Origin of the sequence: Halovivax sp., from assembly GCA_007119345.1 — an archaeon.
Taxonomy (GTDB): domain Archaea; phylum Halobacteriota; class Halobacteria; order Halobacteriales; family Natrialbaceae; genus Halovivax.
In genome coordinates, this window is record SKPV01000001.1 from 15,611 (window position 1) to 37,871 (window position 22,261).

Here is a 22,261-nt window from a genome sequence, read left to right on the forward strand (position 1 = left end):
CGAGTCGCCCGGCTCGCGGTTCGGGCTCCGACGTCGTTCACCGCGTCGTGAGCGTTATTGACCGTCGCTGCGTACCCTCACCCATGCGACTCGAACCCGACAGCACCGCGGTCGTCGTGGTCGACATGCAAAACGACTTCTGTCACCCCGACGGGGCGCTGTACGCGCCGGGCAGCGAGGGCGCGATCGAGCCGATCGCCGCGTTCGTCGACGACGCACGCGACGCCGGCGTCCAGGTCGTCTTCACGCGGGACGTCCACCCGCCCGAACAGTTCGAGGGCGCCCACTTCTACGACGAGTTCGAGCAGTGGGGCGAGCACGTCGTCGAGGGAAGCTGGGGCGCCGAGATCGTCGAGGAGTTGCCGGTACGAGCGGGCGACCACGTCGTCGAGAAGCACACGTACGACGCCTTCCAGCGGACGGAGCTCGAGGGCTGGTTGAACGCCCGCGGGATCCGGAACCTCCTGTTCACCGGCACGCTCGCGAACGTCTGCGTGCTCCACAGCGCCGGCAGCGCCGGCCTGCGAGACTTCCGGCCGATCCTGGTCGAGGACTGCATCGGCCACCTCGAGGACGCGCACAAGGAGTACGCGCTCGAGCACGCCGACTGGCTGTTCGGCGAGGTCGCGAGCGCCGGGGACGTCACGTTCGCGTGAGCGCCCGTCAGCGAGGAAAGCGGAACGATTAATCTCGGCCTTCGTGACCGTCGACACGATGACCGGCCCGCGCGCAACCGTTTTCGACGAGTCCGACCCGCTCGCGTTCTCGTCGGCCGACCTTCCCGACCGCCCGGCCCACGACCGGATCCTCCTCGTCCGCCCGACGCACTTCGACGTCCGGTACGCGATCAACCCGTACACGGGCGGGGACGTCGACCGCGAGCGGGCGCTCGCGCAGTGGGAGCGACTCCGCGAGACGTACGAGCGGTACGCCGACTCGGTCGCGGTCCTCGACCCCGACGAGACGTGGACGACCCTGCAGGCGCGCGACGTCGACCTGCCTGCGGGGGTCCCGAACCCCGCGCCGCCCGCCGAGGTGCCGGATCTCGTCTTCGCCGCGAATCTCGGGCTCTCGACGGCGGACGGCCGCGGCGTCGTGCCGGCGTCGATGGCGACCGACGTGCGACGGGGCGAGCCCGCCCACTTCGTCGCCTGGGCCCGGGGCGAGGGCTACCGGGTCCTCGACCCGCCTCCGGCCGCGTTCGAGGGCACCGGAGACGCCGTCTGGCACCCCGGGAAGCGACTCCTCTGGGGCGGCTACGGCGTCCGGACCGAACGGGCGGCCTACGACGACCTCGCCGACCGGCTCGAGACGCCCGTACTCGCCCTCGAACTGACCGACGACCGGTACTACCACCTCGACGTCTGTCTCACGCCGCTCGACGGGGATACCGCGCTGATCCAGCCCGAGGCCTTCACCGAGGGCGGACTCGACCGGATCGCCGAGGTCTTCGAACGGGTGTTGGAAGTCCCGGTCGAGGAATCTCGCGAGGGCCTGGCCGGCAACGCCCACTGCCCCGACGGCGAGCACGTTCTGCTCCCCGCGGGCAACCCGGAGACCGAATCGATCCTCGCGGACGCCGGCTTCGAGCCGCTGGCCGTCGAAACGGGCGAGTTCGGGAAGGCGGGCGGCTCCGTCTTCTGCCTGAAATTGACGCTCGGCGAACCGGCGTGAGAATTCACGCTCGGAGAATCGGCGTGAGAAACGACCCTCGGCGAACCGGCGTGAAGTGCGATGGGCGGATCGATAGCGGCCGGGGGCTTTCTCGGCGCTCTGTCCCCGAACCCGACCAACCCGTCCACACTCCAGTCGGAGCCGACGTGCGGTAGGACACCCGACCGTCATCTCCGCGAGGGACGGGCGCGAACGAATCCGTTCGCTACTCCCGGAAGATGCGGAACGAGCCTTGCCCCGTCGCGACCTCGCGCGTCTCGCCGTCGGGCGTCGTGCTCTCGACGGTGATCTCGCTGACGCCGACGGTCGAACCCACCCGGATCACCTCCGCGGTGGCCTCGAGGTCGCCCGTCGCCGGGCGGAGGTAGTTGACGTTCAGGCTGATCGTCGCGACGCCGTTGCCCGAGGGCTCGTCGAACGTCGTTCGGAGGACGAGTCCGCCGACGGTGTCGACCAGCGTCGCGGCGACGCCGCCGTGGATGTCCGGGCGGCGGTCCCCGTTCCCGCCGCTCGGTCGGACGTTGGTGAGCTTCTCGTCGTAGGGGATCGACATCGTCATCGTCCCGTCGTCGACCTCGTCCACGGTCACGCCGAGCCAGGAGAGGAACTCGTGGTACTCGTCGATGTATCCCTGGAGGAACGACCGCATCGCCTCGTACTGGTCGGCCGCGTCGGCGGCGCCGTCGGCGGCGTCGTCTGCGTCGGTCATACCTCGCCGTGGGGCGAGCGGAACCTTGGGCGCTTCGCTCGTCCGGTTGTGTCCGTTGAACGGCGTGTATCGATCGTTCGCCGATCGTTCGCCCTCGCTACCGACCGCCACGTCCAAGATCGACGGCGCCCCCTCCGTTCGCCGCAGGGGAGCGTCACCGGTGTACCGACCGTCACTCGCCCTCGTCGACCCAGTCCGGTCGCTGCACGTCGGCGTCCTCGCGCACCTCGTAGACGAGCTCGACGGTGACGACGTCGTCCCCGTCCCACCGCTCGGCCAGGTACTCGGCGTGGTTCGACGCGTCGACGGTGGTGTACTCGAGCTCGGCGAACACCAGCGCGCCGGTTTCCGCGTCGAGGTGCAGACCGCCCTCGGCGTCGGACACGCGGTACTCCTCGACTACGTACCCGGAGACGATCCGCTCGTACCAGCCGCCCTCGGGTTCGTACATCTCGACCGTCCGCTCTCCGGTCGTCTTCTCGCCGCGGTGCTCGAACGAGAGGTCCGAGAGGAGGTGGCCGGTCCCCATGACGGAGAAGGCGTCGAACTGCTCGTCGACGGGTTGTACGCCGTCGTCGGGATCGATCCTGACGAAGCCGTCCTCCGTCTCCCGAACGGTCTCGTTCTCGGCGGCGTCCTCGCGCCACCGCTCGTACGTCTCGGCGCTGTCGATCCACGATCGCGTCGCGCTCAGCGATTCCTCGCGGTCGGTGTACCTGGCGAACGTCGTCGTCTCTCCCTCCCCAATCCACTCGTGCGCGTACCGGAACTCGTCGCCGTCGACGGCGAATCGTCGCTCGAACTCGAGCGCCGGCTCGCCGTCGGCGTGTACCGCGATCCGCTCGTCGCCCTCGAACGACGCATCCTCGGACGGCAGGACGTCCGTCCCGACGTCGTTCTCGTACGGCTCGTGGGCGATCGTCGAGAACGGGTAGGCGAAGAGCGCCACCCAGGCGAGCGCCGCGACTCCGATAATTCCGAGGATCATCAGCGCTCGCCGTCGATCGAACATCGTTCCGTACCAAACCGCACGGATCGTAAAACTCTTCGCGTCCGGTCTGGATGCCGGTCTTCTTCGTCGTTTCGCGAGACGTCACCGCCCTCAACGTCGCCCGATCGACACCGACAGCCGCTCGCCGACTTCGAACTCCCGCTCCGGACAGATCAACTTCGCGCCGAAGCCCGCGTCGCGCGCGCAGAACAGCGAGAGCCCCGTCACCGGTTCGCCGTTGGCCAGCACGGTCGGCTCGTCCCAGGTTACGGTCCGGCCGTTCGCCGCGCCGACCGGGTCGCCGTTCAGCCGGATCGGGCGGGCTGGCTCGTCTTCTTCACCGCCGTCCTCCGCGACCGCGCCGCCCGACTTCAGCGCTCCGCCGCCCTCGTAGTGGGGCAGTCCGCCGTCGAGCACGCGGCCGTCGTCGTCGGCGACGCCGACCCACTCGTCGCCGGGATTCGGATGGGCCGGCGCGTCGAGGATCGCGTAGGTCTCGCCGGTCGCGACCACGGTCCCCGTGCCGTCCCAGGAGAGGGGCCGCACCGGGACGCCGGGATCGATCGACAGCGAGCCGGACGCCCGGTGAAGGTTCCGACCGGGCTCCCGGAAGCCGAGGTGGAGGTGAGTGCCGACCCACGGGGCGAAGAATCCGGCCCTCACGAGCCGCCCGAGCGACTCGCCGATCGCGACGCGGTCGCCCGCCTCGACGGTGGGGTCGACGTGGAGGACTCGGGCGACGAGGCCGGCCGCGCCGGCGGGTTCCTCGACGTCGATCAGTATCAGGTGGTCGTGCTCGGGAGCGTACGGCTTCGGCGGCGCGCTGACGGTCCGCGTCTCGCGGACGACGCCCGCGACCGGCGAGGGGGCGACCTCGGCGAGCCCCTCGTGCGGGTCGGTCCCCGCGGGGTAGCAGTCGATCGCGCAGCCCGCGTCGTGAGCGGGGTACGGCGAGTTGTACAGCGAGAAGCGCCGGTACCGCCCGAGGACGCGCTCGCCGAGGACGACCGTCATGTCTGCGGCTGGGAGTCGCGGGGACTTACTCTCGTCGGGCGTCGATCGCGGTCGGACTCGCGCGGCGACCGCGGACCGCGAGCGTTTACCTCCGTCGGGTGCCAAGTCGCGCTCGTGACCGTACACGTCCTCCGCGGCCGGGCCGAAACCGTCGCGGCCGACCGCGAGGCGAGCCGGCGCCTCCTCGAGCGCGCCGCGGACGGCGACCGGGCGGTCCGCGTCTGGACGCCCCACCGTCAGGTCGCGTTCGGCCGCCGGGACGCGAACGCCGAGGACTACGTGCGCGCACGGGAGATCGCCAGCGAGCGCGGGTTCCCTCCCGTCGAACGCAGCGTCGGGGGTCGGGCCGTCGCGTACGACGGCGAGACGACGCTGGCGTTCGCCCGCGCCGAACCCGTCGAGGCCCTCCGGTCGGGCATCCAGTCGCGCTACGACGCGCTCGCGGACGACGTCGCGGCCGCCCTCGGCGAGCTGGGCGTCCACGTCGAGGGCGGAGAACCGGCCGACGCGTTCTGTCCGGGCACCCACTCGCTGCGGCTCCCGGACGGCGGGAAGGTCGCCGGCATCGCCCAGCGGGTGACCGGGGACGGCGCGTTAGTCGCCGGCGTCCTCGTCGTCGCCGGTCGGGAAGAGTTGGCTTCCCTGCTCGCGGACGTCTACGATGCGCTCGACGTCCCGCTCGACCCGGCCGCCGTCGGAAGCGTCGCGAACGGCGGCGGGCCCGCCGACCCGACCGCGGTCCGCCGGACGCTGGAGGACGCGCTCGTCGGCGACGCGGACGCGACGATCGAGCGGATCGACGGCTGAGCTGTCCACCCCTGGCCGTCCCGGCGAACCGGCGATGTGGCGCCCGGCCGTCTCGGCGAACCGACGGCGTGACGCCCACCCATCCCAGCGAACCGACGGTGTGGCGCCCGGCCGTCTCGGCGAACCGACGGCGTGACGCCCACCCATCCCAGCGAACCGACGGTGTGGCGCCCGACCGTCTCGGCGAACCGACGGTGCGACTCTTCCCTGTCCCGGAACAAGGCTTAACCCCGGCTCCGTGGGAAATCATAGCATGGTCTACGACCTGACCTGCGACACCTGCGACTTCGACCACGAGGTCGACGACGAGGTCGGCGCCTACGACGGAGCGAGAGCCCACGAGGCCGAGCACCCCGACCACTTCGTCTTCATCCGCACGGCGCGTTGAAGCCCGCCGCGCCGGGGACACCCTCGTTGCGCAGCAGCGACTCCGCGCCATCCCGGCGTTCGGCCACGCTGTCGGCGAGATCGGACGCGGCTGCGTCGAGGCCGCCGAGCGCGTCGCCGGGTCACGACTCGACGTTTCTCGACGTGGTCCGATCGCGCCTCGATTCGTCGGTCGAGGACGTTCCCGAGCGCCCGTGCGTCGTGCGGGCGGAAACGGTGTCTCCGAATCGCGCGACCGACCCGCCGCCCGACCGACGGAACGTCGGATTACCGGACGGTAACGGGGCCGTAACAATCACGAATCGAATGGTGTTTCGATCGCATGCTCCGAACGAAAGGCGCGCTCGTGGGCGCGCTCGGCGTCGTGATCGGAACCGTAACGCTTCGCAAACTGCGCAGCCGACGATCGAACCCGCGCGAGGAGGCGACGACCGCCGCGAAGGCGGCCGCGGACGAGGCGGCCGAAGCCGTCGAGCACGCGGCGGCCTCGCTCGACCACGCCCGCGAGGCGAAGGATAAGGCGGTCGAGGCCGCCGGCGACGAATTCGACGGGGTCCGAGCGGTCGTGGGCGAGGAGGAGCCGGCCTCGCGGTCGGCCCGCTTCCGGGAGGCGGTCGGGCGGGTCGGACGACGGTAACGGATCGGCACCGCTCGGCCCGCGGGCGCGGCGGCCGTCGTTCCGTCGAGATCACCCGTCGATTCATTCCGGCTCCTCCCGTTCCCCGCGGTGGGTGACGAAGGACCGCTAGCGTCGTACGCGAAGCCGGTCGGGAAACTGGGCTTCGCCTTCGCGTTCGTCTTGCTACTGGGCTTCGCCTTCGCGATCCTCTTACTGCTGACCGCGGTGACTGGGCCGGTCCAGAGCGGCGTCGACGGGCGAGCGCCGCCGTACGTCCTCAGCGCGCCCTCGGAAGGCGTGGTGAACGGGTGGCTCGTCGGGATCGAACGACCGGTCTCGCTGGGGGGTCCGCCCTCGCAGGGACTCGCGTCTCACAGGAACTCCCGGACGTCCGAGTACCACATGTCGTGGTAGTCGAGGTGACCCACCCGCCGGGCGATGGCGACGGCGAGGACGTGCCAGCAGAGGTCGGTCGGGTCGTCGCGGTCGAGGTTGTACTCCGCGTCCTTGCAGGTGCAGCCGCCGTCCTCGACGACGTACTCGTCGCGGTGACCGACGACGACCGTGAAGTCCCGGTAGGCCTTCACCCGGCGCTCGGCGACGGCCTCGATGGCGCGAACCCCGCGATCGCCGTGGAGCCGAGAGATCCGGTCGACGATCGCCGGCGTGAGCTCCCCGGCCTCCTCGAGGTCGGCCTGCCACCGTTCGACCGGGTTCGGCTCGGACACGCTCGCCCCTCGGTGCCCAAGTGTGAAATTCGTTTGGTTGGACGGCTCTCGTCGGTCGCGGCGATCGTCGTCCTCGACTGCCGCTTGCACAGCACTTTCGATCCTCGCGGAGAGAGATACGTCGGATGCGCTACTGGTCGGACCCGCTCTCGCGCCGGTGGTGGCTGTGGGGCCTGCTGAGCCTCGTTTTCGTCCTCGTCAACGTTCACCGGCTCTCCTCGGCCGTGCTCGCGGAGGACCTGATGCGGGCGTTCGACACGACGGGCGGCCAGCTCGGCACCCTGCACGCCACCTTCTTCTGGGTCTACGCCCTCATGCAGATTCCCACGGGAATCCTGGCCGACAGGGTGGGCCCCCGGCGGACGGCCGCGGCGGGCGGGCTGACGATGAGCGCGGGGGCGATCTGGTTCGCGTTCGCGTCCTCGTACCCGGCCGCGCTCCTCGCTCGCGGGCTCGTCGGACTCGGCGGGAGCGTCATCTTCGTCTGCATCCTCCGGTTCTGCGCCAACTGGTACCGCGCCGACGAGTTCGGGACGATGAGCGGGCTCACCTTCGCTGTGGCGGGCGTCGGCGGCGTCATGGCGACGACGCCGCTGGCGGTCGCGGTCGACGCCGAGGGCTGGCGCGCGTCGATCGGCTGGATCGGCGCGTTCGGGCTCGCGGTCTCGGTCGCCGTCTTCCTCGTCGTCCGCGACGGGCCCGAGAAGGCGGGCTTCGACCCCATCCGGGGCGTGCCGGAACAGCCCTCGCTCTCGACCGCCCAGCTCCGGGGCGCCCTCGACGACGTCCTGCGCGACCGCTTCACCTGGGTGGTGAGCGTCCTCCTCTTTTGCACGACGGGGGTCAATCTCACGCTCTTCGGCCTCTGGGGCGTGCCGTACGTCGCCCAGACGTACGAAGTGTCGATCACCTACGCGTCGGTGTTCACCTTGCTCGGCGCCGTGGGGTTGATCGTCGGCGGCCCAGCCATCGGCTGGCTCTCCGATCGCCTGGGGCGCCGAACCGAGCTGATGGTCGCCGGCGGCGGACTGTACACCGTCGCGCTGGCGATCCTGGCGATCCTCGGCACGCCGCCGCTGTGGGCCGTGGCCGTCGTCTTCCTGGTGACCGGGATCCTGCTCGGCGCGTTCGTCCTCAGCTACCCGGTGGTCAAAGAGCGCCACCCGGACCGCGCGAGCGGCATCTCCACCGGCACCGTCAACGGCGCCGCCTTCCTCGGCGCGGGCCTCTTCCCGACGCTCATGGGCTGGGCGCTCGACGCCTACTGGACCGGCGACTTCGTCGGCGGCGCTCGCGTCTACACGGCCACCGGGTACCGGATGGCGTTCGGGATCGCGACCGTCGCCGGATTCGTGGCGTTTTGCTGTTGCGTGTGGCTGCACGGGCAGCACGAGGACACGTTCGAGTAGCGTCGGTAATCGGGCGCTCGGGGGATCGACGACGAATTTATACCGTGACTTACGGAATCGCTAACGGTGCGTCGAACGGAATCGAAGCGGCCGGACGTCTACTGCATCGCCGAATCGTTCCTGTTCGGCGCGGCACGAACCCGCGGCCGCTCGAACCGGTTCCGAACGTAAAATCACTCGATCAAAATTTATCTCCGACCGTCTTCATTACCGACAAATGCTGCCCTCCACCAGAAGGCGGTCGTACCTCGCCGCTGTCGCCGCGACCGGCCTCGCCGGGTGCGCCGGCTGGCTCCCCGGCGGCGACGACGCGGACGAGAACACCGAACCCGCGGACCGGCGCGTCAGGCGGATTCCCGAGCCCGGGGCCGACGAGTGGTTCCGGTCGACGCGATCGTTCGCCAACGACGTGGTCGCGCCGGAGGCGACGCCGCCGCGGGAGGCCCCGTCGGAGCGCTGGTCCGAGGCCACCGCCGAGCCGGTGAGAAGCATCGCGGTCGCGGACGGCCGCGTCTACGTCGGCACCCGCGAGACCGTCGTCGCGGTCGACCTCGCGGACGGCTCTCGGGAGTGGGAGACCGACGACGGGAGCGGCTTCCTCTCGGTCGTCGACGGCCGCTGTTACACCCGGTCGGAGGCGGGCGTGACCGCGCTCGACGCCGAGACCGGGGATCGGGAGTGGCGCTACGAGACCGACCTCGTCGGACGCGACCCCGTCGAGTTCGACGGGACGGTGTACGTCCCCGTCGGCGACGGACTCCGCGGCCTGCACGCCGACACCGGCGAGCCTCGGTGGACCGTCGACGGCGCGGGGCCCCACGGCGCCCTGGCGATCGCGGACGGGACGGTACACTGGACGACCACGGACGCCCACCGGCTCCTGGAGCTCGCGGGACCCGAACCGCCGGTGGAGCGGTCGGAAATCCCGCTCTACGGGTACGAGTCGGTCGTCCGCCCCGTGCCGCCGGCGGTCGACGACTCGACGATCGCGCTCGGCGGGTACGAGGAGGGCGACCGTGGCGGGGCACCCGTTCAGCTCCTCTCGACCCGCGGGGCGGTCTGGAGCCGGCCGTTCGAGCGGGCCGTCCAGACCCCGGCGCTCGTCGAGGATCGCGTCCTCGCCGCCGGCTACGACAACGGGTCCGACGCCCTCGAGGAGAGCACCGTGGCGTCCTTCGATCGCGAGACGCTCGAGACGAACTGGGAGACGACCGTCCCCGAGCCCGTCGGCCCGCCCGCGGTCGCCGACGGCACGATCTACCTCGGCGGCTCCCACCCCACGGAGCGGCGAGCGGTGACCGGCCGCCTGTTCGCCCTCGACGCGGAGACCGGCGATCTGCGCTGGGAGCGCGAGACCGATGCCGGCTTCGCCGGACACCCGCTCGCGCTCGTCGACGACGCGATCGTCCTCGGGACGAGGGAAGGGATCGTCGCGCTGGAGTGACCGGCACACGACTCGGACGACGCGCCCGTGGTCCACAGGAACGCTCGCCGGCCGTCCGTGGCCGGCAGGGGCGCCGGTGTCACCGCACGTTTCGCCTCCGGGCCGGATCACCGCACTTTTCGCCTCCGCGCGCCGAGAACGGCCATGCGCGTCACGGAAGGGGGCGTCGAACTCGAGGTGCCGGGCGAGTCGACCGAGGGCGTCCAGGAGTCGGTCTTCTACAACCCGCGCCAGGAGCTCAACCGGGACCTGACGATCGCCGTCCTGCGAGCGTTCCGCGACGTGCGCGAGCCGCGCGCCGCGACCTACCTCGACGCGATGACCGCCAGCGGGATCCGCGGGATCCGGGCGGCCGCCGACGGCTGGACGGTCACCTGCTGCGACCGCGACGAGCGGGCCGTCGAGCTCGCCCGCGAGAACGCCGCGTCGAACGAGCGCCGGCTCGACGGCGACCTCGCGGTCGTTCGCGCCGACGCCAGCGCCCACATGCACGGCTGTAAGCGCGACACGGACCCGCCCCTGGACGTGATCGATCTCGACCCCTACGGGACCCCGATGCCGTTCGCCGACGCCGCGTTCGCGAACGCCAGGAATCTCGTCTGCGTCACCGCGACCGACACCGCGCCGCTGTGTGGCGCCCACCTCCGGAGCGGCATCCGCTCGTACTCGGCCGTCCCCCGGAACACCGACTATCACCCCGAGATGGGCGTCCGGATCCTGCTGTCGGCGCTCGTCCGCAGCGCCGCCCGCTTCGACGTCGGCGTGCGGCCCCTCCTGACCCACGCGACGAGTCACTACGTCCGGACCTACCTCGAGCTCGACCACCGGGCGACCGCGGCCGACGCCGCGGTCGAGACGCTCGGACATCTGTACCACTGCGAGGACTGCCTCTGTCGCGAATCCGACCCCGGGCTCCACGCGGACCCGCTCGAAACGTGCCCGAACTGCGACGGCGATCGGATGCTGACGGCGGGTCCCCTCTGGGTCGGTCCGTACCGCGATCGCGAGTTCGTCGGCGCCGTCCGCGAGGCGGTCGTCGATGCGGGGGACCTTCTCGGGACCGCGACGAAGGCCGCCGAGCTCTGCGGGACCCTCGAACGCGAACTCGACGAACCGACCCACTACGATCAGCACCGGCTCTGCAAGGAGTGGGGACTTCCGGCGAACGCGATGGCCGACTTCCTCGCCGACCTGCGCGAGGCGGGGTACGAGGCCTCGCCCGCCCACTACGGCGGCACGACGTTCAAGACCGACGCCGACGTCGGCGAGATCCGGGAGGCGACGGCGGACGCGCTCCGATAAGTTCGTCCGCGGCGGACCCGATCCGACCACAAAACCGTACGCCGCGGAATCAAGGTGCTGACGCCGCCGCGACCCTCCGTCGCGTGGCTGTAGCCACGGGGGAGCCGGAAGCCGCCGTCGACCGACCTTGGGCGCTGGACTCGAACCGCGGCGACCCGGCCCGACGTCGAGGCGATCGACTCGGACCGCGACCCGGCCCGACGTCGAGGCGATCGAGGGTAACCGATGCCGCTTGCACTCGATCTCGAAATAAACCATTATTGGTTACTCGTGTGACTTTTACGCATCGTCGCTAAATGGTGCGTAGATGGCCGTATCAGTCTCTTTCCGCGGCGATCAATCGGTCGAAATCGCGTGGAACGAGGTGACCGGAGCGATAGGGGATTCGGTTACGGTCCTGCCGATCGTCGTGGCGGTCGCGGTGCTCACGGAGCTCTCGCTCGCGGTGATGTTGCTCTGGTTCGGCCTCTTTCAGGTGGTCTGGGGGCTGTACTACGGCGTTCCGCTCTCGGTCGAGCCGATGAAGGCGCTGGCAGCGCTCGTCCTGGCCGGATCGCTCGCGACCGGCGAGTTCCTCGTCGCCGGGCTGCTCGCCGGCGGCGCTCTCCTCCTGATCGGCGCAACCGGCACCCTCGCGCGCGTGGAGCGGTACGTCGGCGCGCCGGTCGTCCGCGGCATCCAGCTCGGGGTGGCGCTGGTCCTCCTCGAGACCGGCCTCCGCCTGGGCGCGGCGGACCTCCGGCTGGCCGGCGTCGCGACCGTCGTCGCGGTCCTGATCGTCGCCGCGGGGCACTGGAACCTCAGCGCGCTCGTCGTGCTCTTACTCGGCGGCGGGGTCGCGGCGTCGGTCGCCGGGGCGCCGTCGCCCGCCCTCCCCGGCATCGACGGCGTCCTGCTGATCGGGGCGGGCGACCTCACGCTCGCGGCCGCCGAGGCCTCGCTCGCCCAGCTCGCGATGACGATCGGTAACGCGGCGCTGGCGACCTCCCTGCTCCTCTCGGACTACTTCGACCGGGAGGTCTCGCCCGACCGGCTCGCCTCGAGCATGGGCGTCACCAACCTCGCCGCGGTCCCCTTCGGCGCGTTTCCCATGTGCCACGGCAGCGGCGGCGTCGCCGGCAAGTACGCCTTCGGCGCCCGGACGGCGGGCGCCAACGTCGTCCTCGGCGTCGGCTACGTCGCGGTCGCGCTGCTCGCCGTCGGGCTCGTCGCCGCCTACCCCGTCGCGATGCTCGGGGTCGTCCTCGCGCTGATCGCCCTCCAGCTGGGCCGGACGAGCCTCGAGCGCGCGGCCGCCTACCCGCTCGTGATCGCCGTCGGCCTCCTCGGACTGACGGTGAACCTGGGCGCGGCGTTCGTCGCCGGCATCGTCGCCTACCACCTGCTCCGGTACCGTCGGGGTGGGTGAGGTGAACCTCGGGTCGACTCTCGACGGCGAGTTCGCACGCCGCGCGACGACTCTTTACCCGCCGCCGACCCACCACGCGACGACGCTATACCCGCCGCCGACCTCTAGGGTTCGACGATGTCGAGAGAACTTCCTCGGATGACGAGCTCCGACCGGCCGCCGCTGGGAGCGAACGCCCAGTCGCTCGCCACCCGACTCGCGGCGACGGAGACCCGACTCCGCCAGCTCGAGACCGCTTGCGATGCGATCATTCGGGACGGAACCGGGTGCGCGCTCGGACCGCCGTGCCCGGCGTGCGACGGGAGTCTGCTTCTGATCGGCCGGGGGACGATGTACTGCCCGGCCTGTCGCGATCGGCGAACGCTGTAGCGGTCTCGGGGCACGAACACCCCCGATCTTCGGCTCGTTTGCGGCGTCGCGAGCGGGTGACTTGCGCGCGGCGTTCGCCCCCGTTCACTTCCAGTCGCCCGGCTCCGCACCGTAAATCTCACCCTTGGCTCGTCGCCCGCGGGGCCACGCGGCCAGGACCGCGAGGCCGACGAAGAACGCGGCGAGACCCGCGGCCACGGCTTCGCCCGGAACGCCGTGGATCTCGGCGGCCTCCGTCCACAGGCGCTCCGGGGTGAACAGCGTCACCTTGAACGCCCACGCGACGCCGAGGACCGCGAACAACAGGCCGTAGACCCGCCGGATCCGTCGCGAGAGCGCCTCGAGGGCGGACACCTTGAACGTCGGGCGCCGCAGGTCGTCGCTCAGCTCCTCGCGCCAGGCCGGGTGTTCGACGCCGACCGGCTCGAAGGCGTTCGCGAAGACGTTCTCCTGGACGAAGCGGACTCGGGCGCGCCAGACGTCGAAAAACCGGTAGCGGCGCACCTCGAAGAACAGGAACACCCACATCGCGACCAGCCCGATCAGCAGCAGGTACGCGGGCATGTCCGGACTGGAGAACACGAGCGAGAGCAGCGCCGCGAGCAGGGCGATCGCCCAGTCCGTGGTCCGGTCGATGCGATCTTGCGCGCTGTTCGCCTGGCTGACTTCGCCGCGATAGAAGTGCGGGAGCATCGCCGCGAAGGAGTCGGGATCGTCCGCGATCTCGGCGGCGATCTCCTCGTCTTCGGGATCCAGGGGGGAATCGTCGGCTGCGGGCATGCCGATTCCACGCGCATCTCCGCAATCAACCCCCGGTGGCCGCGACGACGTCCGCTGACCGACGGATCGCGGTCCGTGCTATATGTGCTCGCTCGTCGGATGACGGCTATGGGAAGCGAAATCGGCTCGACCGAGGAATCGAAGTCCCGCGACGGCGTCGCGAGCGCGCTGCGAGCGATCGCCGACCAGTTCGCCGACGAGCCGTCGCTCGAGCTCCGGGCCGAGGGCGAGACCGTGTCGGTCGAACTGGCGGAGCCCATCGCGTACGAACTCGAACTGGAGCGAGACGGCGACGAGGTCGAACTCGAGATCGAGCTCGAGTGGCGGGCTCCCGATTCGGCGACCGAGACCGACGACGGGGACGCGTCGGGGGAGTCCACCGGCACGGAGCTGGACGCGGAGGAGGCGCCGTCGGCCGCGGAGTCGGACGTGGAGGAGGAACCGTCGACCGCGGAGTCGGTCGCCGCCGCCGAGAGCCTCGGCCGGTTCGAACTGTTCGAGGACCGCGCCGGCGAGTGGCGCTGGCGGTTGGTCCACCGGAACGGGAACGTCATCGCGACGAGCGGCGAGGGGTACACCCGGAAGCACAACGCGGAGAAGGGCCTCCGGAGCGTACTCGCGACCGCCCCCGGCGCGGAGATCGTCGCAGTGGACGAGTAACGCCCCGTCGACGCTCGGCGGCCGGGTTCGGCGCGGTCGGCGGCGCGCGCCGGCGCTCCCGTGGCGCCGGTACGGTCACGATCCCGTGACGGTAACGAGGTGTGCGAATTGCGTTCATATTTGGGACGTCGCCCCCTATCATCGGCCGTGATCGATCGCGATGGGGCGTCCGCGCTCGTCCGCGACGTGGTTCACGTCGCCCGAACCCAACAGCTGACGTTGCTGGCGGCCGGCGTCGCCTTCTACGCGTTCCTCTCGCTGGTGCCGATCGCGCTGCTGGCGTTCGGCGTCGCCGCGAGCCTCGGCGGCGAGGCGTTCGCCCGTGGGCTCTCGGCGGCCGTCGAAGACTTCCTCACGCCCTCGGCCCAGGAGCTGCTGGCGGAGGCGCTCGTCGACGAAACCGGCCGCCGGAGCGCGACGGTCGTCGGCGCCCTGGGGATCGTCTGGGGATCGAGTCGCGTCCTCAGGGGACTCGACCGCGCGTTCTCGCAGGTGTACGGGACGGTCGCCGAGAAGTCGCTGCTGGACACCTTCTGGGACGCCGCGGTCGTCGCGGGCGCCGTCGCGGCCGGGATCGCGATCGTCGGTGCGCTCGAGGTGGCGATCGCGATGGCACCCGTGCCCGGAACCAGTCTCGTCGCCCCGGCGCTGGTGTTCCCCGCGCTCGTGGCCGCCTTCCTCCCGATGTACGTCGTCTTCCCGGGCCCCGAGGTGGGTCTTCGCGAAGCCCTTCCCGGCACGATGCTGGCGGCGATCGGGTGGCTCGTCCTGAGTCGGACGTTCGCGATCTACGCGGCCGTCGCCGCCGGATCGGCCATCTACGGCGCGCTCGGCGGGGTCCTCCTCGTGCTCGTCTGGCTCTACGTCGGCGCGATCGTCGTCGTCTTCGGTGCGGTCGTCAACGCCGTGCTCGCGGATCGAGGAACGGATCGGCAGCTACAAAGTCCCGGCTCTCGACAGTTCGAGCAGGCAGCGATGACTGACGACGCCACGGACGAAGCGGTTGGGTCTCCGGGCGGGCCGTCGTCGGCGGAGCCGTCGACCGACGAGACGGCCGCCGTCGACGGCTGCGCGACCGATCGGACCCGCGATCGGGCGGACGATCCCGCCGCCCTCCGCGAGGAGATCGAGCGCCTCCGGGACGAAGTGGCGGCGCTCGAGGACGGCGTCGAACGGCGGACGGTCCGCCGGGAGGAACTGGAGGGCGACCTCGAGCGGTACGTCCGCCGGCGCGTCCGTCGGGGCAAGGCCCGCGGCTGGGGACCGTACCTCGTGTTGCTGTACGGCACCGCGATGACCGTCGCGGCGTACTACTTCCTGAGCGGCGGCTGGGCGGTCCTCGCGATGGTCGTCGTCTGGACGTCGACGCTCGGCGTCTACCTGCTGATGGTGCTCTTCGGGACCGCGATCTCGATCGTCGGGCTTCCCGGTCGGCTGCGCGACGCGATCGGCGACCGGCGCTCCTGACTCCCTCGCGACTTATTTCGACCGGGGCGTGGCAGACGAATAATATCGACAATCGATAGACATAGGGTCGCCCCTCCAAAATGAGGCGCTGATGTGGTTCGATCCCGCGACCGTCCGCACCGTCCGCGACGCCTTCCCGGAGTGGGCCGCGTTCGTCTTCGCGTTCTTCTCCTACCTCGGGAGCGTCTGGTTCGTGGCGCCGGCGGTCGTCCTCGCGTTCTACTTCGGCCCCCGCGACCGGTTCGCCTCCTGGATCGGGATCGTGATGGGCGCCTACGCGATCATGGTCGGCACGAAGGGCTACTTCGAGGTCGACCGGCCCGGCGTCGGACCCGCGATCGCTCCCGAGACGCTGCCGGTCGGGATCCAGCACGTCTACGCTCCGCTGGTCGAAGTGTCCTCGACGAGCTTTCCGAGCGGACACGCGATGGCGGGGACGGCCATCTGGACGATGCTGGCGCTCGAAACCGACGTCGGCACGCGGCGCCTGCGGCTGGCGGGGGGAGCCGTTCTGATCGTCGCGATCGCGGTCTCGCGGATCGCCGTCGGCCTCCACTACCCGATCGACGTCGTCGCCGGCGTCGCCGTGGCGCTCGCTTACCTGGTGGTGATCCTGTGGCTCCGCGAGCGGGTGCGCGCCGAGCGCGACGCCCGCGCGGCGACCGAGGCCGTCTTCGTCGCCGTCGCCGCCGTCTCGTTCGCCTCGTTCCTCGTGGGCGGGCGCGTCGACGCCGCCGCCCTCTTCGGCGGCTCGCTCGGCTGTCTGCTGGCCTGGCGCTACGCCCCGCCGCCGCGCGAGCCCTGGTCCTTCGAGCCGCGTCGACTCGGACACGGCCTGCTGGGGATCGCCGCGCTCGCGACCGGAGCGGCCGTGATCCTCGTCGTCGAGCGAACGGTCGTCTGGTTCGGGCTGGGGCTGTTCGCCGGCGCCCTCACGGTGGGCCTGCCGCGGATCGCGGAGGTCGCCGTGGGCGAGGCGGACGCGCGGGCCGGCGTGGTCGACTAGCGGGACCGGTAGCGAAGATCGTGGGGCTCGGACCGTCCAGCACGCTGTCGACAGAGGACGCCCCCGTCGATCGTCCACCGCGCCGGGCGACTGCGAGAAGATTCGAACCGCGTACCGGCCGTCTCAGAACGTCTCGAGGTACCGGTCCAGCTCCCAGTCCGACACTTCGACGATGTACTCGCCGAACTCCTTGCGCTTTGCCTCGACGAACTTCGGTCCGACGTGCTCGCCGAGGGCGTCGTAGATGACCTCGTCCGCTTCGAGCGCGTCGACCGCCTGCCCGAGGTCGCCCGGAAGCGTGTCGATGCCGTACTCCTCGCGCTTGGCCTCGTCGAACTCGTAGATGTTCTCGCGGACGGGCTCCGGGGCCTCGAGGTCGCGTTCGATGCCCTCCAGGCCGGCCTGGATGATCGCGGCGAGCGCGAGGTAGGGGTTACAGGACGGGTCGGGCGAGCGCAGCTCGATGCGCGAGGCTGCGGGGACCCGCGCGGCGGGCTTGCGGATCAGCGCCGAGCGGTTGCGGTCGGACCAGGCGACGTAGACGGGCGCCTCGTAGCCGGGAACCAGGCGCTTGTAGCTGTTGACCGTCGGGTTGGCGACGGCGGTGATCGCGGGCGCGTGTTCGAGCACCCCGGCGAGGAACGAGTGGGCGGTCTCGGAGAGGTCGAACTCGTCGTCGTCGTCGTGGAAGGCGTTCTCGCCGTCCTCGGTGAACAGCGAGATGTGGGTGTGCATGCCGGAGCCGTTCACCCTGGCGATCGGTTTCGGCATGAACGTCGCGTGCAGGTCGTGCTGGGCGGCGATCGCGCGGACGACGGTCCGGAAGGTGGCGACGTTGTCCGCGGTGGCGAGCGCGTCGTCGTACTCGAAGTTGATCTCGTGTTGACCCTGAGCGACCTCGTGGTGGCTGGCCTCGATCTCGAAGCCCATGCTCTCCAGCCCGTAGATGATGTCACGGCGGACGTCGCTCGCGAGGTCCTTGGGCGCGACGTCGAAGTAGCCGCCGGCGTCGTTGGTCTTCGTGGTGGCGCGGCCGTCCTCGTCCTCCTCGAAGAGGAAGAACTCGGGTTCGGGGGCGGCGTTGACGGTGTAGCCCATCGCGTCGGCTCGCTCGAGGGCCCGCTTGAGGATCGAGCGCGGGTCGCCCTCGAACGGTTCGCCGGTGGAGGTGTCGACCACGTCGCAGATCATCCGGGCGGCCGCGCTCTCCTCGCTCTTTCGCCACGGGAGGACGGCGAAGGTCTCCGGGTCGGGGATCAGGCGCATGTCCGACTCCTGGATCCGGACGAAGCCCTCGATCGACGAGCCGTCGAAGTAGATCCCCTCGCGGAACGCCTTCTCGGCCTGCCGGGCCGGCACCGAGACGTTCTTCACGACGCCGAGAATGTCCGTGAACTGCAGGCGGAGGAAGTCGATGTCTTCCTCTTCGATCGTTTCTAGAACGGATTTTTCCGCAGTTGTCAGGTTACCGGTTGTCATCTTCTGAACGTGCTACCCAACTATCTCTACTACTAAAACCCTGCTGTTCCGTGCAAACCTTCCGAGAAGGGGCTCGAACTGAATATTCGTAAAGTTCTAATGGGTGGGGAAAGTGGGTGGAGTTGATGACGTACGAAAATCTGGACTCGAAGTTGGTGAACGCCCTGCTGGGGGACGGCCGCGCCAGCCTGCGGAGCCTCGCGGAGGAGCTCGACGTCTCGGTGACGACCGTCTCGAATCACCTCTCGGATCTGGAAGAAGAGGGCGTGATCGAGGGCTACACCCCGCGCGTGGACTACGACGCGCTGGGCTACGACGTCACCGCCGTGATCCAGCTCAAAGTCGAGGGAGACGCGCTGCCGGAGATCACCGACCGGCTCCGCGAGCACCGCCAGATGATCTCCGTCTACGAAGTGACGGGGGACTACGACGTGATCGCCGTCGGCAAGTTCGAGGACACCGACGGGATGAACGAGGGGATCAAGTCGCTGCTGACCGACCCCGACATCAAGGAGTCGAACACCAGCGTCGTCCTCAACGCGGTCGCCGAGAACGAGCAGTTCGAGCTCGAAATTCCGGACGAGTAGACCGACGGGCGGGGAGCAGCCCGCGCCGCCAATTGCGGCCCGGTAGCGCGGCCCGCGCCGGACGATCCTCGGGCCAGGGAGCGCCGCCGCTGTTCGCGCCGGGACCGGTCGCTTCGATCACGGGAGCACTCGACGCGTCGCGACCGGTGCGGTTCCTGGCCCGCCGTCGCCCGGTGCGTGACTCACGGCGCGGACGTGCCGATTCGGCTTCTCACACGACGCGCAGCATATTTCCCATACTCCACTAACTTATAATAAATAGATGAGATAATGCTTATTATCACGTTCGTGGATTTCGAACCATGTGCGGAATTGACAAGCACACGTGCGAGGACGGTTCCGGCGACGAGCGAGCGGCTGACGCGGCGACCGATCGCGGCGAGCGGACGGCGATCCCCGGCGACGTCGATCGGCGGCGGTTCCTCCGGTGGACGGGCGCGACGGCCGGCGCGGGCGCGGTCCTCGGCGCATCCGGGTCGGCCGCGGGCGACGACGCGGAGGATCCCTACACGGAGCGGTTCGTCGCCGCCGACTCGAGCAACTTCAGTGACGACTGGCGCGGAGCCGACGACATCGACTGGATCGTCGTCCACGTCACGGTCGGGTCCTACGAGGGCGCGATCGACTGGTTCCGGAACCCGGACGCGAACGTCAGCGCCCACTACGTGATCAGCAACTACGAGCACACCTCCGGGGAGCCGGGACACACGACGCAGATGGTCAACCACCGGGACGTCGCGTGGCACGCCTCCGCGAGTAACGGGCCGTCGATCGGGATCGAACACGAGTGGCACGAAGACTACGGCGAGTACATCACCGAGGAGTGCTACGAGCGCTCCGGCCAGCTGATCGGCTGGCTCTGCGACGAGTACGACATCCCGAAGGAGTACTACCGCGACCCGACGTGCATCTTCGACGAGCCGGGCGGGATCATCGGCCACACGAACGCCCCGAGCGCCAGCGACTGTAGCTCGTATCCGACGCGGTCGTGCCCGTACCCGGAGGGCGGCATCGACCCCGATACCCTCATGAGCTACGTGAACGGGGACGGCGACGACGGCGGCGACGAGACGTTCCAGGACGACGACGGCGCGATGACGACGACCGACCTCAACGGTCGGGAGGGACCGGGGCTGGACTACGACGTGGTCAACACCTACCCCGAAGGCGAGGTAGGTCGAGTCGTGAACGGCCCTGAGGACAGCGACGGCTACCGCTGGTGGGGACTGCACATGACCGACTACGACGAGTGGGTCTGGTGCGTCGAGCGCTACCTCGAGCGGGTGAAGTTCCACATGGAGGAGGAGATCTACACGACGACCGACCTGAACGGCCGGGAGGGGCCGGGGCTGGACTACGACGTGGTCGGTACCTACCCGGAAGGAACGGTCGGCGAGATCGTGAACGGTCCCGAAGACAGCGACGGCTACCGCTGGTGGGGCGTTCACTACCCGGACTACGGCGACTGGGTCTGGTGCGTCGAGCGGTACATGGCGTCCAACGAGTAGCGACTCCGAACCGGCGCTCCCGACGCGGTCGTCGGATCGGTGTCCCCGCGACGTCGGGCCGGAGCGGTTTCGCCCGTCTTTATGTCCCGTCGCGAGTCACCGGTAGGTATGAAGCGCACCGTCAGCACCGACGACGCACCGGCCGCCGTGGGAGCCTACAGCCAGGCGACGACGAACGGCTCGCTGCTGTTCACCGCGGGCCAGATCCCGCTGACGCCCGACGGCGAGCTGCTCGACGACGCCGACATCGCGACCCAGACCGAGCGGGCGCTCGAGAACGTCGTGGCGATCCTGGAGGCGGAGGGCGCCTCGCCCGCGGACGTCCTCAAGGTGACCGTCTTCCTCGACGACATCGACGACTTCGAGGAGATGAACGAGACCTACGCCGGGTACTTCGACGAAGAGCCGCCGGCGCGCAGCGCCGTCGAGGTCGGGAACCTCCCCAAGGGCGCCGGCGTCGAGATCGAGGCGATCGCCAGCCTCGAGTGATCGCCGCTCGTCCGAGTGCGTGATGGACCCGCGCGCGAAGTCCGCGCTGCTGTGGGGCGCGGTCGGCTTCATGACCTTCGCGGTGCTCGCCCGGGGCTCGATCGCCCTCGGCGAGGGCCTCCTGTCGCTCCGGGGGGCAGCGCTCGGGGCGCTCCTGGTGGGCGCGGCGACCGCGGCCGTCGCCTACCGGTTCGAACACCGGGTGGCGGCCTGGTCGGCGCGTCGGTCCTCGCGAGCGGACTCGATCGCCGCCGACGGCCCGGACGACGGGACCGATGAGTAACGACCGGCGTCCGGGCGCCGCGCTCCCGCTCGCTCGTGCCGCCGCCGGCGTCGCGTCATGACCCGCCGTCGGGGGTGGCGGCGTCCGAGCCGGGAACTCGTCGGCGTGGGACTGGTGCTCGTCTCCGCGGCGGGCTTCGGGACGCTCGGCATCTTCGGCATCTACGCCCAGCGAGCGGACCTGACGATCCCGACCGTGCTCGCCTACCGGTTCGCGCTCGCGACGGTCCTCGTCTGGGCGTGGCTCGCGTGGCGCGGCCGGTTGGAACCGCTCCGGGGGCGCTCGCTCGCGATCGCGCTCGGACTCGGCGCGTTCGGCTACGCGACGATGAGCGGCCTCTACTTCGTGGGCCTGGAGTTCATGACCGCCGGCCTCGTCGCGATCGTCCTCTACACGTACCCGGCGTTCGTGGTCGTGCTCGCCGTCGCGACGATCGGCGAGCGGGTTCGCGGGCTCACGATCCTCGCGCTCTGTCTCTCGCTCGGGGGCGTCGCGCTCGTCGTGGGGGCGAACCCGGCGGGCGCCTCCACCGCCGGCGTGGTCGTCGTTCTCTGCGCCGCGCTCGCGTACGCGCTCTACATCACGGTTTCGCGCGAACTCCTCGTGACGGTCGACCCGCTGGTGTTGACCGCGCACGTGCTCCCCGCCGCCGGCGTCACGTTCGTCGTCGTCGGCGCGGCGACCGGCGACCTGCAGGCGCCGAGCGCACCCTCTGCGTGGGCGATCCTCCTCGGGATCGCCGTCCTCGCGACGGCCCTCCCGGTGGCCGCGTTCTTCGCGGGCATCGAGCGGATCGGCGCGAGTCGGACCGGGATCGTCAGCACCGCGGAACCGGCCGTGACGGTCGTCCTCGGCGCGGCGTTGCTCGCGGAGCCGGTGACGCTGGCGACGGTGGCCGGCGGGGCGCTGATCCTCGCCGGCGTCGTCGCCATCCAGCGGGACGTCGCCGCGTGAGCGCCGGCGGCCCGCACCCGCAGCCGGCCGGCGACCACCTCGTAATGCTTAAACGACCGACCCCGCTATCTCAGGGCGAGCCAGGATGGCCGAACGGTAAGGCGCACGCCTGGAAAGCGTGTTCCCTTTCGGGATTCTGGGTTCAAATCCCAGTCCTGGCGTCTCTCGTCGCGAACAATCCGTGAGC

At 70.4% G+C, this 22,261-nt stretch carries 24 protein-coding genes and 1 tRNA gene; 19 read left to right on the forward strand and 6 right to left on the reverse strand.

Annotation, left to right across the window (positions count from 1 at the left end; all coding sequences use genetic code 11):
• Positions 1 to 83: 83 nt before the first annotated feature.
• Complete coding sequence (locus tag QZT59_RS00100; RefSeq protein ID WP_290809814.1) at positions 84 to 656, forward strand: cysteine hydrolase family protein; 573 nt, start codon at positions 84 to 86, stop codon at positions 654 to 656.
• A 58-nt stretch (positions 657 to 714) separates the two neighbouring features.
• The gene (locus QZT59_RS00105; RefSeq protein WP_290809816.1) at positions 715 to 1,674 is read left to right on the forward strand and encodes an arginine deiminase-related protein; all 960 of its coding nucleotides are present in this window, start codon (positions 715 to 717) and stop codon (positions 1,672 to 1,674) included.
• Between the two features lie 205 nt (positions 1,675 to 1,879).
• On the opposite strand, the gene QZT59_RS00110 is transcribed toward QZT59_RS00105, so the two are convergent.
• The 3 genes from QZT59_RS00110 to QZT59_RS00120 all read right to left on the reverse strand — a co-directional run bounded on the left by QZT59_RS00110 (position 1,880) and on the right by QZT59_RS00120 (position 4,388).
• Positions 1,880 to 2,383: a PaaI family thioesterase gene (locus tag QZT59_RS00110; protein ID WP_290809818.1), complete on the reverse strand. Its 504-nt coding sequence runs from the start codon at positions 2,381 to 2,383 to the stop codon at positions 1,880 to 1,882.
• Between the two features lie 172 nt (positions 2,384 to 2,555).
• Complete coding sequence (locus tag QZT59_RS00115) at positions 2,556 to 3,395, reverse strand: hypothetical protein (RefSeq protein ID WP_290809820.1); 840 nt, start codon at positions 3,393 to 3,395, stop codon at positions 2,556 to 2,558.
• Between the two features lie 90 nt (positions 3,396 to 3,485).
• On the reverse strand, positions 3,486 to 4,388 hold the full coding sequence (locus QZT59_RS00120; RefSeq protein ID WP_290809822.1) for a hypothetical protein: 903 nt from the start codon (positions 4,386 to 4,388) through the stop codon (positions 3,486 to 3,488).
• A gap of 114 nt (positions 4,389 to 4,502) precedes the next feature.
• On the opposite strand from QZT59_RS00120, the gene QZT59_RS00125 reads away from it, so the two are divergent.
• The 4 genes from QZT59_RS00125 to QZT59_RS00140 all read left to right on the forward strand — a co-directional run bounded on the left by QZT59_RS00125 (position 4,503) and on the right by QZT59_RS00140 (position 6,615).
• Positions 4,503 to 5,195 (forward strand): lipoate--protein ligase family protein, encoded by a 693-nt coding sequence (locus QZT59_RS00125; protein ID WP_290809824.1) that lies wholly within the window; start codon positions 4,503 to 4,505, stop codon positions 5,193 to 5,195.
• A gap of 253 nt (positions 5,196 to 5,448) precedes the next feature.
• Positions 5,449 to 5,583, forward strand: a complete 135-nt coding sequence (locus tag QZT59_RS00130; RefSeq protein WP_290809826.1) for a hypothetical protein — start codon at positions 5,449 to 5,451, stop codon at positions 5,581 to 5,583.
• 321 nt (positions 5,584 to 5,904) lie between these two features.
• Positions 5,905 to 6,219: a hypothetical protein gene (locus QZT59_RS00135; protein WP_290809828.1), complete on the forward strand. Its 315-nt coding sequence runs from the start codon at positions 5,905 to 5,907 to the stop codon at positions 6,217 to 6,219.
• A gap of 90 nt (positions 6,220 to 6,309) precedes the next feature.
• Positions 6,310 to 6,615, forward strand: a complete 306-nt coding sequence (locus QZT59_RS00140) for a hypothetical protein (protein ID WP_290809830.1) — start codon at positions 6,310 to 6,312, stop codon at positions 6,613 to 6,615.
• Here QZT59_RS00140 and QZT59_RS00145 read toward each other — a convergent pair.
• Positions 6,573 to 6,929 (reverse strand): hypothetical protein, encoded by a 357-nt coding sequence (locus QZT59_RS00145; protein ID WP_290809832.1) that lies wholly within the window; start codon positions 6,927 to 6,929, stop codon positions 6,573 to 6,575. The two genes, QZT59_RS00140 and QZT59_RS00145, sit on opposite strands and share 43 nt — an antisense overlap.
• 125 nt (positions 6,930 to 7,054) lie before the next feature.
• On the opposite strand from QZT59_RS00145, the gene QZT59_RS00150 reads away from it, so the two are divergent.
• The 4 genes from QZT59_RS00150 (at position 7,055) to QZT59_RS00165 (ending at position 12,492) form a co-directional block, all read left to right on the forward strand.
• The gene (locus tag QZT59_RS00150; protein ID WP_290809834.1) at positions 7,055 to 8,338 is read left to right on the forward strand and encodes an MFS transporter; all 1,284 of its coding nucleotides are present in this window, start codon (positions 7,055 to 7,057) and stop codon (positions 8,336 to 8,338) included.
• Between the two features lie 217 nt (positions 8,339 to 8,555).
• Positions 8,556 to 9,782, forward strand: a complete 1,227-nt coding sequence (locus QZT59_RS00155; RefSeq protein WP_290809836.1) for a PQQ-binding-like beta-propeller repeat protein — start codon at positions 8,556 to 8,558, stop codon at positions 9,780 to 9,782.
• A gap of 144 nt (positions 9,783 to 9,926) precedes the next feature.
• Entirely contained in the window at positions 9,927 to 11,084 is a 1,158-nt protein-coding gene (locus QZT59_RS00160; protein WP_290809838.1) for a tRNA (guanine(26)-N(2))-dimethyltransferase, read from the forward strand.
• Between the two features lie 307 nt (positions 11,085 to 11,391).
• A complete protein-coding gene (locus QZT59_RS00165) occupies positions 11,392 to 12,492 on the forward strand; it encodes a putative sulfate/molybdate transporter (protein WP_290809840.1) in 1,101 nt (366 codons plus the stop codon).
• Positions 12,493 to 12,945: 453 nt separating this feature from the next.
• On the opposite strand, the gene QZT59_RS00170 is transcribed toward QZT59_RS00165, so the two are convergent.
• Positions 12,946 to 13,641, reverse strand: coding sequence for a DUF2270 domain-containing protein (locus QZT59_RS00170; protein ID WP_290809842.1), 696 nt, complete (start codon positions 13,639 to 13,641; stop codon positions 12,946 to 12,948).
• Positions 13,642 to 13,749: 108 nt separating this feature from the next.
• On the opposite strand from QZT59_RS00170, the gene QZT59_RS00175 reads away from it, so the two are divergent.
• The 3 genes from QZT59_RS00175 (at position 13,750) to QZT59_RS00185 (ending at position 16,774) form a co-directional block, all read left to right on the forward strand.
• On the forward strand, positions 13,750 to 14,301 hold the full coding sequence (locus tag QZT59_RS00175) for an amphi-Trp domain-containing protein (RefSeq protein WP_290809844.1): 552 nt from the start codon (positions 13,750 to 13,752) through the stop codon (positions 14,299 to 14,301).
• Between the two features lie 147 nt (positions 14,302 to 14,448).
• The gene (locus QZT59_RS00180) at positions 14,449 to 15,768 is read left to right on the forward strand and encodes a YihY/virulence factor BrkB family protein (RefSeq protein ID WP_290809846.1); all 1,320 of its coding nucleotides are present in this window, start codon (positions 14,449 to 14,451) and stop codon (positions 15,766 to 15,768) included.
• A gap of 91 nt (positions 15,769 to 15,859) precedes the next feature.
• Positions 15,860 to 16,774 carry a phosphatase PAP2 family protein gene (locus tag QZT59_RS00185; protein ID WP_290809848.1) on the forward strand — a complete coding sequence of 305 codons (915 nt, stop codon included), beginning with the start codon at positions 15,860 to 15,862 and terminating at the stop codon, positions 16,772 to 16,774.
• Between the two features lie 123 nt (positions 16,775 to 16,897).
• On the opposite strand, the gene glnA is transcribed toward QZT59_RS00185, so the two are convergent.
• Positions 16,898 to 18,253 (reverse strand): type I glutamate--ammonia ligase, encoded by a 1,356-nt coding sequence (gene glnA, locus QZT59_RS00190; protein WP_290809850.1) that lies wholly within the window; start codon positions 18,251 to 18,253, stop codon positions 16,898 to 16,900.
• Between the two features lie 125 nt (positions 18,254 to 18,378).
• On the opposite strand from glnA, the gene lrp reads away from it, so the two are divergent.
• The 6 genes from lrp (at position 18,379) to QZT59_RS00220 (ending at position 22,235) form a co-directional block, all read left to right on the forward strand.
• Positions 18,379 to 18,840 (forward strand): HTH-type transcriptional regulator Lrp, encoded by a 462-nt coding sequence (gene lrp, locus QZT59_RS00195; RefSeq protein ID WP_290809852.1) that lies wholly within the window; start codon positions 18,379 to 18,381, stop codon positions 18,838 to 18,840.
• A gap of 302 nt (positions 18,841 to 19,142) precedes the next feature.
• Complete coding sequence (locus QZT59_RS00200) at positions 19,143 to 20,348, forward strand: N-acetylmuramoyl-L-alanine amidase (protein ID WP_290809854.1); 1,206 nt, start codon at positions 19,143 to 19,145, stop codon at positions 20,346 to 20,348.
• Positions 20,349 to 20,456: 108 nt separating this feature from the next.
• Positions 20,457 to 20,837, forward strand: coding sequence for a Rid family detoxifying hydrolase (locus QZT59_RS00205; RefSeq protein ID WP_290809856.1), 381 nt, complete (start codon positions 20,457 to 20,459; stop codon positions 20,835 to 20,837).
• A gap of 22 nt (positions 20,838 to 20,859) precedes the next feature.
• Positions 20,860 to 21,120, forward strand: coding sequence for a hypothetical protein (locus tag QZT59_RS00210; RefSeq protein ID WP_290809858.1), 261 nt, complete (start codon positions 20,860 to 20,862; stop codon positions 21,118 to 21,120).
• 57 nt (positions 21,121 to 21,177) lie between these two features.
• On the forward strand, positions 21,178 to 22,074 hold the full coding sequence (locus QZT59_RS00215) for a DMT family transporter (protein ID WP_290809860.1): 897 nt from the start codon (positions 21,178 to 21,180) through the stop codon (positions 22,072 to 22,074).
• A gap of 79 nt (positions 22,075 to 22,153) precedes the next feature.
• Positions 22,154 to 22,235, forward strand: a tRNA-Ser gene (locus tag QZT59_RS00220).
• Positions 22,236 to 22,261: the final 26 nt, after the last annotated feature.

Bases quoted from the DNA above. Each gene is read 5' to 3' on its own strand.
- QZT59_RS00100 (WP_290809814.1), top strand. From the start codon at position 84: ATGCGACTCGAACCCGACAGCACCGCGGTCGTCGTGGTCGACATGCAA.
- QZT59_RS00105 (WP_290809816.1), top strand. From the start codon at position 715: ATGACCGGCCCGCGCGCAACCGTTTTCGACGAGTCCGACCCGCTCGCG.
- QZT59_RS00110 (WP_290809818.1), bottom strand. From the start codon at position 2,383: ATGACCGACGCAGACGACGCCGCCGACGGCGCCGCCGACGCGGCCGAC.
- QZT59_RS00115 (WP_290809820.1), bottom strand. From the start codon at position 3,395: ATGTTCGATCGACGGCGAGCGCTGATGATCCTCGGAATTATCGGAGTC.
- QZT59_RS00120 (WP_290809822.1), bottom strand. From the start codon at position 4,388: ATGACGGTCGTCCTCGGCGAGCGCGTCCTCGGGCGGTACCGGCGCTTC.
- QZT59_RS00130 (WP_290809826.1), top strand. From the start codon at position 5,449: ATGGTCTACGACCTGACCTGCGACACCTGCGACTTCGACCACGAGGTC.
- QZT59_RS00135 (WP_290809828.1), top strand. From the start codon at position 5,905: ATGCTCCGAACGAAAGGCGCGCTCGTGGGCGCGCTCGGCGTCGTGATC.
- QZT59_RS00150 (WP_290809834.1), top strand. From the start codon at position 7,055: ATGCGCTACTGGTCGGACCCGCTCTCGCGCCGGTGGTGGCTGTGGGGC.
- QZT59_RS00155 (WP_290809836.1), top strand. From the start codon at position 8,556: ATGCTGCCCTCCACCAGAAGGCGGTCGTACCTCGCCGCTGTCGCCGCG.
- QZT59_RS00160 (WP_290809838.1), top strand. From the start codon at position 9,927: ATGCGCGTCACGGAAGGGGGCGTCGAACTCGAGGTGCCGGGCGAGTCG.
- QZT59_RS00165 (WP_290809840.1), top strand. From the start codon at position 11,392: ATGGCCGTATCAGTCTCTTTCCGCGGCGATCAATCGGTCGAAATCGCG.
- QZT59_RS00170 (WP_290809842.1), bottom strand. From the start codon at position 13,641: ATGCCCGCAGCCGACGATTCCCCCCTGGATCCCGAAGACGAGGAGATC.
- QZT59_RS00175 (WP_290809844.1), top strand. From the start codon at position 13,750: ATGGGAAGCGAAATCGGCTCGACCGAGGAATCGAAGTCCCGCGACGGC.
- QZT59_RS00185 (WP_290809848.1), top strand. From the start codon at position 15,860: ATGTGGTTCGATCCCGCGACCGTCCGCACCGTCCGCGACGCCTTCCCG.
- glnA (WP_290809850.1), bottom strand. From the start codon at position 18,253: ATGACAACCGGTAACCTGACAACTGCGGAAAAATCCGTTCTAGAAACG.
- lrp (WP_290809852.1), top strand. From the start codon at position 18,379: ATGACGTACGAAAATCTGGACTCGAAGTTGGTGAACGCCCTGCTGGGG.
- QZT59_RS00200 (WP_290809854.1), top strand. From the start codon at position 19,143: ATGTGCGGAATTGACAAGCACACGTGCGAGGACGGTTCCGGCGACGAG.
- QZT59_RS00205 (WP_290809856.1), top strand. From the start codon at position 20,457: ATGAAGCGCACCGTCAGCACCGACGACGCACCGGCCGCCGTGGGAGCC.
- QZT59_RS00210 (WP_290809858.1), top strand. From the start codon at position 20,860: ATGGACCCGCGCGCGAAGTCCGCGCTGCTGTGGGGCGCGGTCGGCTTC.
- QZT59_RS00215 (WP_290809860.1), top strand. From the start codon at position 21,178: ATGACCCGCCGTCGGGGGTGGCGGCGTCCGAGCCGGGAACTCGTCGGC.